Raw genomic sequence first — 11,866 nt, 5'->3', positions numbered from 1 at the left:
CTCCTTCTGCTATTGAAGCCGGAACCTTTTATTGCGATTGGTACGTTTTGAGGAGCTTGGCGGTTTCGTCGAACCGGTTCAATATTTCTTGCGGCGTTGCCGATCCAGCGCGACCCAGCTTCCGGACGGACACCGCCGCGGCGAGATGCGCGAACGCCGCCGCTTCCGGTCCGGCGCAGCCGGCGCCAAGCGCGGACAGGAACGCGGCCGTAAACGAGTCGCCTGCACCGACGATATCGATCGGCGGCGCAACGGCAGCGGTCGGGATATGCGTCACGTGGCCGCTCTCGAACCAGAGCGCCCCCTTCTCCCCCATCGTCACGCAGCACGGAGCTTCCACACTTCTGGCGAGCCGCATGCCGGCTTTCATAATCTCGTGCTCCGAGGACGGATGGAATTTCAGGCTGCCGTAACACCAGCGCAGCGCTTCCAGCTCATTGGGCTTCACGATCACTCCCCGGTACTTGCCGATATTCTCCCGGCTGTCGATGACGACCGTCTTGCCTTTGCCCGCCCAGTACCGGAGCCGGTCGCGCAGTGCCGTGCCGATCGCTCCGCTCTTGAGCTGATCGGTTGCGCCGATGATATCGACCTTGGCGGCCATCCGGTCCAGCTCCGCCACGAGCCTCCGCTGCATCACCTCGTAAGGGGCGTCCATGTTGATGAAATCGATGCGCGGCGCTTCCTGCTGCGCATCCTGCAGGCCGTGCAGGATCGTCTTGCAGTAAGCCGGGGTAACCCGGTTCGGATCGGCCAGCATATACGAATCGTCGATCCCGCGGTTGCGGAACGCTTCCTTGAGCAGCGCCCCTCGCCAGTCGTCGCCGACGATGGAGCAGAAGCTTACTTCGGCGCAGCCCAGCTCGCGGAAATTAGCCGCCACGTTGCCGGCGGCGCCGGGCGCGAACTGCTCCCGGATCACCGGCAAGTTATGATGCGGCGTCTCGCGCGACAGCTCGCTGACCGTCATGTCGGCATGCCAGTACATATCGAGACATCCGTCTCCCACTACCCCCGCTTTTAACGTAGAGATGCGGTCCAAAATCTCGATAACCCGCCCGCGGGTCAATCCGCTATATTGTGGAACGGAAGATAAACTCAATAATTCCTCTTCCATCGAATGATTGTCTCCCTTCCCACCTTCGTCTTGGACGCATCCGGCGGTCGTTCTTCCCGTGCAAGTTCAGAGCTTAGCCTATGGGATGAAAAGATGTCGGCCAGCGGCCGGCTCTCCTCTTCAAGCCTCATCTTTCGCTCTGAATTTGAACTAGTGTGCGCTCAGCGCCAGCCGGAACGTCTTCAGCTCGAACGGTTTGAAATAAGCGTTAAAGTGATGCTCGCCATGCTCTACCGCAACCGGCTCCAGCTCCGACAGATTGACTTCCTCGGCTTTGCTCAAGCTATAGTGAACCTGGAACGTGACTTCTCCCCGCTTGCCTCCGTACTCGTAACAGCGCACGATCCATTCATCGGAATCCTCGGCCTTCTTTACCGTGTCGATCATCACGTGATCGCCGCTGACGCTGATCAGGCTGAGCGCCGCAGGAAGCGCCGCTAACGCGGCTTCCGTATCGCCTGCCGGCAGGGCGGCGGCCAGGACCGGCACGTTGAGCCGGTGAGCCTGCTCCACAGTCCCCGCCGCGAACCAGTCTCCGTCGTGCGGAAGCAGCGCGTAGGTGAAGACGTGCTCGCCCTTGTCGCATTCGGGATCGGGTTTGTTCGACGATTTGAGCAGTGTGATTCTCATCACGTTGTCGCGGATGTCGTGGCCGTACTTGCAATCGTTCATCATGCTGACGCCGAAGCCCCGCTCGGACAAATCGACCCACTTGTGCGCGCACGACTCGAACCGCGCGAAGTCCCAGCTCGTATTCCAGTGTGTAGGCCGCTGTACGTGACCGAATTGAATCTCGTAGGTGGCCGCGGTCGCCCTCACGTTCACCGGGAACGCAACCTTCAGCAAAGTTTCCCGCTCCTGCCAGTCTACCCAGGTGGAGAAATCGATGCGCGGATCGTGCGCATACAACAACACGTCCTGACGGATCGTCGTCTTGCCGTATTGCCAGACGAAGCGGATGACCGCCCGCATCGGCCCGTTCTCCAGCACCTCGAACGTGCGGATATCGGTGACGTGGCGCACTTTCTCGGTATAGAAGATGTCGATCTCCCAGTTGTCGTGATTGACCGGCTTATCCTCGTGCACGTCGAACCGGTTGCCCGTCTCGCCTGCGGCGAGCACTTCCCGGCCGGTCCGTTTATCATACAGTCTGGCGATCTGTCCCGCTTCGTTCCATTCGATCTCGTAAAACGGCGTCGATACCGAGCGTCCCTCGAACGTGAAGGCCGGGGCTTCCGCCGCAGCCGGAGCAGCGGCATCCTCCATCCGGATCGTCGTATACCCCATCGCCGGTATGGCGTTTACCCGCAGCTGCAGGCAGTCCCCGTCGTCCAGACCGCTGACCCGCTCGGCGCTTACGAGATTGCCCTCCGCATCACGCCAGCACTTGCCCGCGAACCGCGCTTCCCACGGAAGCTGGACCAGTTCGCTGCGGCTCCAGGGCAGCGAGTTGATCACGATCCAGCCCGGACGTTCGTCCCCGCCTACGAAGGAAGCGAGCCGGGCGACCCCGCCCGTCAATGCCTCTTGCGCCAGCTGATCGGCCTCGGCATATTCCACCCGGCAATCCTCGTACACCGCCGTAATCGACGACCCCGGCAAAATATCGTGGAACTGGTTGCGCAGCACGATTTTCCAGCTGTCGTAAAGCTGCTCCTGCGGATATGACGCGTACCCCGCGAGCGGACTGCCAAAGCTGGCGACGATCTCCGCATCGCGGAGCTTGAACTCCATCCGCCGGTTCATCCGCTTCACGTACCCTTGCGACGTGTAAGTCCCGCGGTGCAGCTCCAGATACAGCTCGCCGTCCCACCGGTGCACATAGCGATCGGTCGACGAGACCGTGCTCTCCAGCTTGTTGAAAAACTCGTCGGCCCGCCCTGTCGTCGCCTTCGGCAAGCCCGGCATGTTCTCCAGCCGTCTGCGCAGCTCGAGCATCGTCCGCGTAGGTCCGCCGCCGCCGTCTCCCCAGCCGTACGAGAGCAGCAGCTCGGAGTCGTTGATTTCCTTGTCGCGGTAATTGTTCCAGATGCCGACGAGCGTCGCGGGAAGCACTTGGCCGTTGTACGTGTAAAACCGGGTGAACGGGCTGTCGGCCAAGTCCGGGTCCGGCGTCGTAATGTAATGCGTCAAGATCTCGGTGCCGTCGATCCCCCGCCAGTAAAACGTATCGTGCGGAAACCGGTTATAGACGTTCCAGCTGATTTTCGTCGTCATGAAATGTTTCAGGCCGCTTTTCTGCAAAATTTGCGGCAGCGCCCAGCTGTAGCCGAATACGTCGGGCAGCCATAAATATTCGCATTTGGCGCCGAATTTCTCCTCGAAATAACGCATCCCGTACAGCAACTGGCGGACAAGCGATTCGCCGGAAGGAATGTTGCAGTCCGACTCGAGCCACATCGCGCCGCCCGCTTCCCAGCGGCCTTCGCTGACCCGTTCCTTGATTTTCGCGAACAGCTCCGGATAATCGTGCTCGATATATTCGTACAGCTGAGGCTGTGTCTGCAGAAACACATAATCCGGAAACTGCTCCATCAGACGGAGCACGGTCGAGAACGAGCGCGCCGCCTTCTCCCTCGTATGTTTCAGCTGCCACAGCCAGGCTACGTCGATATGCGTGTGGCCGATGCAGCGGACCGTAACCGGATGGAACTTCGGCAGAGCGTCCAGCTCGGCCTTCAGCTTCGCGTTCGCTTCCCGGACGCTGGCGTAAAACGCCTCGTCGCCCGGCACCCGCCAATCGAGCAGCAGCAGCGAGCGGTCAAGCGCTTTCAACAGCGCCTGCTTCTCCCAGCTGTTCTCCGGCAGCACCTTGACCGTATGCCATACCGCGAACGCCGTATAATACAGATCGTCCGTTTCCGTGTCCAGCAAGGCGAGGGCCGACATCGTGAAGCGGTGCTCCAGATCGGTCTTCAATCCCGACTCCCCGTTTAATCCGCTCCATATTTTAAATAGAAGCTCGACCTTCTGCCCGACGAACGATTCGGAGAAAAATACTTCTTTATGATTGCTGCCGACTCCTTGATAAGGCGAGCCGTTCACATACAGGAGCGATTCGAACCCCGAGTTGTAGCCGGCCCCGGTTTTCCCGAAGTCGAACAAGCCGACCACAGTCCGGCCCGACCATTCCGGAGGAACGAAAACGTCGGTCTTCAGCCACGCCGTCAGGTCGTAGCCGCTCCACCGCTCGCCTACCGTTATGCGTCCCCACTCCGCATGATCCGGCGGCATGGCGCCGACCTCGGCTTGTTGGTCGATCCACATCCGGAAAGACGGTATTTCGCGATGATCGAGATAGCGGTACTGGTCCAGTTGCGCAATTCGTTTCTTCAGCTTTTCGAACGTTAGAAGCATAGGCCCCTCCTATAAAATCGATCCTAAATTGAATTAATTTAATCATAAAGATAACTATTAATTTTGTAAAGTGTTTTTTCCGGTTTTTTCTATGAAATCTGGCCGGACTTGTCCGCGGGCTCCTTGAATTTCGCCGCCTGTGGCGCCGTTTTCCGCCATATTTCACATTTTTTTATTCACAAAGATAATTTCATTTTTACGAAAACTACACATTACGGACCGAGCAAACATCCGTTTTCGGCACCCGCGGGCTATATTTGCAAAATAGTAAGGAATTCGATGAAATGATGGGATAAAGCATCGTTTGTTAACGAAGCTGACGTAATAAAGCGTCTCCCCCCCTTCAACCGTTCTTAACAATTACCCCGTATGGTTATAAAATGTGGGGGAAAATGTGGCAAATCGCACACATGTTCGCATTTGCCGATAATCACCTAAAAAAAGACGGATGGATGGACCAAGGGGAGGAAGAGCCATGAGCACTGGCGGCGATTCAGGAACGGGTAAGGGTACGCGAACGGGAACGGAAACGGGGACGGGGACGGGGACGAGTACAAGCACGGAGACATCCAAGAAGAAGCTGATCCGGAGGTATTTGCAATTCGTCAAGCCTTATTGGCACTACTTGGCGGCGATCGTCGCACTGGGCATGCTCCAGTATGTCGTGCCGCTGTCAAGTCCGTGGCTGACCAAAATTTTGATCGACGATGTGCTGGGTCAGTCGGATTCCGGTTGGACGCTGAAAAAAGTCGTCGTTATTTTCGCCTCGATTTATGCGATGAGCGTCGTCGTTTCGTTTTTCAAAAGCCTGCTCACGGCGCGGCTGGGAAGCCAGATGGTTGCTTTTGTAAGAAGGCAGGTGTATGAGCACATCCAGAAAATGTCGCAGCGGTTTTATGATAACCAGCAGGTTGGCGGGTTGTTGTCCCGGGTCATTCACGATGTCAACGGAGCGCAAAATTTGGTAGGAAATACTGTGATCAATGTGCTGTTCGATCTGGTCATGGTTATTTTTGCTGCCTTCTTCTTGTTCTCGCTGAACTGGCATCTCGCCCTGCTGTCGCTCTGGCTGCTGCCGATCTACTACTTGTCGTTCACGAACCTGAACATTCGAATCCGGTATGCGTCCCGGGCGGTGAACCGTCAGATGGAGCGCATATCCGGCGTCCTCGTCGAGAGAATCTCGGGGATGAAGGTCGTCCAGTCGTTTAACGGGGAACATACGGAGCTTGAGCGGTTCGACAAGCAGACCGGCCGTCACATCAACCATTCGCTGGCCGCTCAGCTGCTGTCCAACCTGCTGGGGCGGATCAGCGAAATCGTCGGGCATTCCGGTACGCTCATCACTTGGGCGGTCGGCGGGGCGTTCGTGCTGAACGGCGAGATGACCATCGGTTCCCTGATTGCGTTTCAGGCTTTCCTCGGGCAAATGTACGGGCCGATCCAGCGGTTCGCCGACGTGAACGTCACGGTTCAAAATGCGATGACCAATATCGAACGCATCTTCGAGCTGCTCGACGTCGAGCCGGACGTGCGCAACAAGGATAATGCGCTGCCGCTCAAATCGTGTCAAGGCGATATCCGGTTCAAAAACGTTTCGTTTACGTACGAGACGGAGCTTCCGGCTCCGAGAACCGATACGGTCCATAACGATCCCGATCTGGTCGAGCTGCAAAAGCCGGATCGATCGTTCTACTGGTATCCGCCCAAGACGAATCCGACCGTACTGCCGACGACGGTCGAATCACGGACCGCGCTCGAATCGATCAGCTTTCACGCGAAGCCCGGTCAGGTCGTCGCTCTGGTCGGCCCGAGCGGCGCCGGCAAATCGACGCTGATCAATTTCATTCCGCGGTTTTACGATGCCGATCAGGGGACATTGTATCTCGACGGACGGGATATTAAGGAATACGATTTGCACGACTTGAGGAAGCAGATTGCGGTCGTGCTTCAGGATAATATCTTATTCTCCGGAACCGTCTACGATAATATCGTCTACGGACGGCCGGAAGCTTCGATGGATGAAGTGATCGAAGCGGCCAAAGCGGCCAACGCCCATGATTTTATTATGAAATGGGAGAAAGGCTACAGCACCGTGCTCGGGGAACGCGGACTGCGGCTGTCGGGCGGCCAGAAGCAGCGGCTGGCGATCGCGCGGGCGCTGCTCAAAGATCCGAAAATATTAATTCTCGACGAAGCGACGTCCGCCCTGGATGCGGAATCGGAAGCGGTCGTTACCGAGGCGCTCGACAATCTGATGAAAAACCGCACCACCTTTATTATTGCGCACCGGCTCGCCACCGTCGTCAGAGCCGACATCATTCTCGTTATGGACAACGGCCATATTGCCGAACACGGTACGCACGAGCAGTTGCTCCAAAAAGGCGGCTTGTACCGCGAGCTGTACGAGAAGCAGTTGAAGGCGATGCGGCCCGAAGGGCTGGAAATTGCCGAGGCGGCGGCGACGGCGACGGCTTCGGCAGCGGCGTCCCAGACTCAGCAGCCTGCTCCGGTCACCGTCTGATTGTGATTCTGATTCGACAAGGCTGCGGCACGATCCGACATTTTTCATACACTTATACACAAATTTATACACACTATCTACAGGGTAAAAATCCTTTATCCCGTTAATATTCCGAGTTTCATCCACATATCCACAAAAGCGCTTGTCCACAACTTCGCGGATGCGGCTTTATGCACAGGCGGGACATGAAACGGTTCAGAACGGTACGCTATAATCCGACAGGAACGCATCAGATTACGATAAGATGCAACCGAATTGCCTACTTTCCCCGGACGGATTCCGCCTATAATGGGCCTATCCAGGGGAAAGGGGAAACCGAATGTCGACACCATCTGCATTTGTTCCACATACCGCGAAGGGAGCCCGGCCGCACAGGTTTATCCAGTTTCAGGTGAGCGGCGGCGGATATATGCGAATCGAACCCGTCGCACCGCACACGTTCCGGGTCCGGCTAAGCGAGTCGGACGCGTTTCCGGAGCCGCCGCTCGTCCGTTACGGGGTTATTACCCATCCGGAGGGCGAAACGGAGTATGAGACGGATTACGAGACGGACCGGGACGGAGAACGACTGACGATCCGGACGGCCGATGCCATGCTCGACATCGATACTTGCAGCGGCACCATATGTTTAAGGAAACCGGACGGGACGATGCTGACCGCCAGTTCCGTCCCTCCTTGGTCGACCCGCAGCGGATTTGGAGCGGAATTCGTCCTGTCCGAAGATGAACGTTTCTACGGCCTGGGCGATGTCACCCGAGACCGGATCGAGCAGCGGGGACACCGCTTCGACATGTGGGTGCTCAACGTGAAGTCGTATGCGCCGATTCCGTATTTGATGAGCAGCAAAGGCTGGGGATTGTTCGTTAACACCACCTCTCGCCATTCGGTCGATATCGGCAAGACGGTAGCGGATAAATTGAGGTTCTGGGGACGCAGCGGCGAGCTGGACTTTTATCTGATCGCAGCGGACAGCTACGCGGGTCTGCTCAATCATTATACGAACTTGACCGGCAAGCCTCAGCTGCTGCCGATCTGGGCTTACGGACTGACTTTCGTCTGCAACCAGCAGGCAACCGCCCGGGAGATGCTCGACGACGCGGTTCAATTCCGCAGGGAAGGGATTCCGTGCGACCTGATCGGGCTGGAGCCGGGATGGATGGAGCATCGTTACGACTACTCGCTGAACAAGAGCTGGCATCCCGAGCGCTTTTATCTCCCTTATTGGGCGGATCAAGGACCCGGCACCTTTATCGGGGCGCTGGAGAGGCAAGGGTTCAAGCTGAGCTTATGGCTGTGCTGCGACTACGATTTGACGCACCATGAAGAACGTCTGGCCGGAGGAGCGGACGAAGCCGGTCCGGCGGACACCGGCCCCGCCGACTTGCACCCGGACGATTACGAGCAGGATACGCGGCTGCAGGAGCCGACCTACATGGATAAGATCACGAAGCCGGAAGAGCCGTGGTTCGCCCACCTGCAGAAATTCGTCGATCAGGGAGTGGCCGCGTTCAAGATGGACGCCGCCAATCAGACGCTGGAGCACCCCGACCGGAAATGGGGCAACGGGCTGGACGACAACGCCATGCACAATCTGTACCCGCTGCTGCTCGGCAAACAAATGCATACCGGCTTCAAGGAGCGGACCGGGCGGCGCTCGATGATCTACTCGGCCGGCGGATATGCGGGCATCCAGCGCTATGCGGCCACCTGGGCGGGCGATACCGGCGGCGGTCCGAGGCCGCTCGTATCCGTTCTGAATCACGGATTGTCGGGACATACGAATACGAGCTGCGACATGGAGGTTTTCACTCCGGCTGGCATTCATTTCGGATTTTTGCAGCCATGGTCGCAGGTGAACAGCTGGGCTTACTGGCGCCACCCTTGGCTGCTCGACAAGAAACAGCTGCGGATGTTCAAGCTGTACGCCAAGCTTCGCTACCGGCTGCTGCCTTACATTTATTCCGCAGCCCATACCGCCGCCCGGACCGGACTGCCGATCGTACGCGCGATGCCGCTTGCTTACCCGGACGATCCGAATTGCGCCAATTTGCTGCAGCAGTACCTGTTCGGCGATTCGCTGCTGGTCGGCGCCTTTACGGAGACGATTTATTTGCCTGCCGGCGAATGGATCGACTATTGGACCGGCGCCCGGTATACCGGCGGACAAGAGCTGCAAGTGAGTGTTCCCGGCCATGCCGGCGGACCGCTCTTCATCCGCGCCGGCGCCATTCTGCCCGAATGGCCGGAGATGGACTATGTCGGCGAAGTTTCGTTGGAGCGGATCGGACTGCGTGTTTACCCGTGCGGAGACAGCGAGTTCACGCTTTACGAGGACGACGGGGCGACGTACCGGTATTTGGAGGAGCAGGTGGCGGTCACCCGCATCCGGAGCCAGCACGCCGGCGGGCGCACCGTTATCGGGATCGGCCCCCGGGAAGGCCGCTATGAGGGGATGCCGGACACCCGCACATTCGAGCTGTTCGTGCATGTGAGCACAAAGCCTGCACAGGTCACGGTTAACGGCCAGCCGTGGCAGGAGGAGCCGAAGCGGACATCCGGCGAGGAACAATCGGCGGACAGCCCGGCGACCGCATGGACGTATGACGATGAAGCAGCCGCCGTCCGCTTGCTCGTAACCGAGGACCCGGCGAGGCTGGCGGGCGTGACCGTCGAGCTTCTGCAGAAGTGAGCCTTCGCCCTTGGCAGAGCTGGCTGTATGACAACACCAACCACCAGATTTCACTCTGCCGGGGAATCTGGTGGTTTTTTTGTTCGGCCAGGAGCATCGGCGGAATCAGGCCGCTCGGGTAGCTCTGGTAGCTCAGTTAGTTCAGTTAGCTCAGGTGGCTCAGTCAGCTCAGTCAGCTCAGTCAGCTCAGTCTGCTCAGTCAGCTCAGTCAGCTCAGTCAGCTCAGTCAGCTCAGTCAGCGAGGTTTTAGCAGCTCTTATTTTTGGAAAATTACCCTTTTAAATCTAATAAAGGATGGTTACACCTCTTATTTTTATCAAAATCAACGATTGGGAGAGTTTACCCTCAAATAAAAGTTTCTATCATCTCTTATTTCGAGATTTGATCGATTTTGCCGAAAATAAGAGCTGCTAGAGACCGTTAATTCCAAAAAGGTCGGTAACGAACGTCATGAAGGCCCTAGCGGCCCAAACTGATACCAATTCCAATCCTTTCCCGGATTTTATGGGGGGCTCTTGGCGTGAGCGGGGGCACAATTGGGTTAATACCCGTTTTACGCGAGATTTATTCGGGGCTGATATGCGGCAAGGTTGCGGCTGCGGCTCTGACTACAGCCCGGTTAACCTTGCGGCTCGACATCGAATCGCCCGCTCCGGTCCGTCTTCCCTCCCGGACTCGCTGCACTCGCGATTCCGCACAAATCAAAAGCCTGCGGACATCCGCAGGCCTCCAACTTCAATTTCAATTTCAATTACCAGCCGCCGCATTCGGGTAAAGGCAAGGGTAAGCGCTGCCCCGCCTTACTTCTTGGCCGCTTTCGCTTCGGAGATCCCTTTGTTGATCAGCTCCTCGGCCGTCCGTAAAGCCGTGTTGGCATCAACCTCGCTGCCTTCGACGATCATTTTCAACACTTCGCCGATCAGGATGGATTGCGATTTGGTGAAAGGCGTAAGACCCGCCGCTCGGATCGGAGGCTCCGGAGCCGGCTTGTTGTAGAAAAACGAAGTGACGTGTTTTCCTTGGTAAAGCGGATTGTCCTGGTTGAACGCTTTCTTCATCTCTTCCGGCATTTGGGCCAGCGGCGGAGCGATTCCCACCTTGGACAGCTTCAGCAGCACCTCATCCGAAGTCAGATGCGACATGACGTTAAAGGCCGCCTCCTTCTCCTTGCTCGTATTCGTGATGAAGAAATAGCGCGCGCTTCCGGCAAGTCCGATGTTCGGTTTATCCTTATAAGTCGGAACGGATACGATATCCCACTCGAACGTTTTGTAATTATCCGGCCGGGCAAATACGGTCATCGCGGAGACGCCGGTCTCAAATACTTTCAAATCCTCCTCGGTGTAGCCGGTTTTGGAGTCGAATTTCAACCCGGGCAGCTTGTAGAACCGGACGATCCCGTCGACAATCTTTTTCCATTGGTCGGTATTGACGGCCGCCTTGTCTTCCTTCGGATCGAGATACGGCAAGGAATACTGGTTGAATTCCATGAAGATTTGGTGCCACCGCTCGCTGTAGCCGCGATACTGGACGCCGTCCTCGAAACGCGTCATCTTTTTGGCAATCTCATACACGTCGTCCCATGTCATGCCGTCCTTCGGATACGCCACGCCGAACTTATCGAATAACGTCTTGTTGTAATGCAGCGCATTGGCCGGGGCGTTGACGGGAAGTCCGATTACTTTGCCGCCGGCGTAACCTTTCATCGCATCGATGAAGACCGGCTCGATACGGGTCAAATCGTACTTCCGGGTTTTGATCAGCTCCGAGATATCTTCCGACAGCCCGTATTCTTCCATTACAAAAGAGATCGTTCCTTTGGTACCGACGACGATGTCGGGCACGGAGCCGGCTGCGACGAGATTTTGGATCTCCTGGCCTTTGACCGCCGGTTCGGCTGTTTTTAATACATAATTCGGATATTTGGCCTTGATGATCGGCGCATAAATTTCATCGAATTCTTTCTTGGTCATCGAATTAAGGTAAAATGTAAGCTCGGCCGCTTTCTGATCGTCCGTAACGGACGGAGCTGCCTTCCCGTCCTTTTCTCCAGCGGCCGGGGTGCCGCCTCCAGAGCTGCAGGCCGAGAGGATCAGCGCAAGAATGGCGGGAACGAGCACGGTGCGCGGATGAATAACGCGAGACTTTTTCATCATGAATGGTTACCCCCTGTGATGTA

General features: G+C 57.1%; 5 protein-coding genes. 2 read left to right on the top strand and 3 right to left on the bottom strand.

Annotated features, from left to right (window positions below; translation table 11 throughout):
• Positions 1–28: 28 nt before the first annotated feature.
• Entirely contained in the window at positions 29–1,117 is a 1,089-nt protein-coding gene (locus PV433_RS09680) for a bifunctional heptose 7-phosphate kinase/heptose 1-phosphate adenyltransferase (RefSeq protein ID WP_332071945.1), read from the bottom strand.
• Between the two features lie 150 nt (positions 1,118–1,267).
• On the bottom strand, positions 1,268–4,474 hold the full coding sequence (locus tag PV433_RS09675) for an alpha-mannosidase (RefSeq protein ID WP_332071944.1): 3,207 nt from the start codon (positions 4,472–4,474) through the stop codon (positions 1,268–1,270).
• 475 nt (positions 4,475–4,949) lie between these two features.
• On the opposite strand from PV433_RS09675, the gene PV433_RS09670 reads away from it, so the two are divergent.
• The gene (locus PV433_RS09670; protein ID WP_332071943.1) at positions 4,950–6,998 is read left to right on the top strand and encodes an ABC transporter ATP-binding protein; all 2,049 of its coding nucleotides are present in this window, start codon (positions 4,950–4,952) and stop codon (positions 6,996–6,998) included.
• Between the two features lie 319 nt (positions 6,999–7,317).
• Entirely contained in the window at positions 7,318–9,687 is a 2,370-nt protein-coding gene (locus tag PV433_RS09665; protein WP_332071942.1) for a glycoside hydrolase family 31 protein, read from the top strand.
• 800 nt (positions 9,688–10,487) lie between these two features.
• On the opposite strand, the gene PV433_RS09660 is transcribed toward PV433_RS09665, so the two are convergent.
• Complete coding sequence (locus PV433_RS09660; protein ID WP_332071941.1) at positions 10,488–11,843, bottom strand: ABC transporter substrate-binding protein; 1,356 nt, start codon at positions 11,841–11,843, stop codon at positions 10,488–10,490.
• Between the last annotated feature and the right edge of the window lie 23 nt (positions 11,844–11,866).

This window comes from Paenibacillus sp. GYB004 (assembly GCF_036577605.1).
Lineage (GTDB): Bacteria > Bacillota > Bacilli > Paenibacillales > NBRC-103111 > Paenibacillus_AB > Paenibacillus_AB oceani.
Note: the sequence above shows the minus strand (reverse complement) of the source record. Positions and strands in the feature narration are given on the sequence as shown.

Coding starts and splice junctions, on each gene's coding strand:
- PV433_RS09680 (WP_332071945.1), bottom strand. CDS start 1,117: ATGGAAGAGGAATTATTGAGTTTATCTTCCGTTCCACAATATAGCGGA.
- PV433_RS09675 (WP_332071944.1), bottom strand. CDS start 4,474: ATGCTTCTAACGTTCGAAAAGCTGAAGAAACGAATTGCGCAACTGGAC.
- PV433_RS09665 (WP_332071942.1), top strand. CDS start 7,318: ATGTCGACACCATCTGCATTTGTTCCACATACCGCGAAGGGAGCCCGG.
- PV433_RS09670 (WP_332071943.1), top strand. CDS start 4,950: ATGAGCACTGGCGGCGATTCAGGAACGGGTAAGGGTACGCGAACGGGA.
- PV433_RS09660 (WP_332071941.1), bottom strand. CDS start 11,843: ATGATGAAAAAGTCTCGCGTTATTCATCCGCGCACCGTGCTCGTTCCC.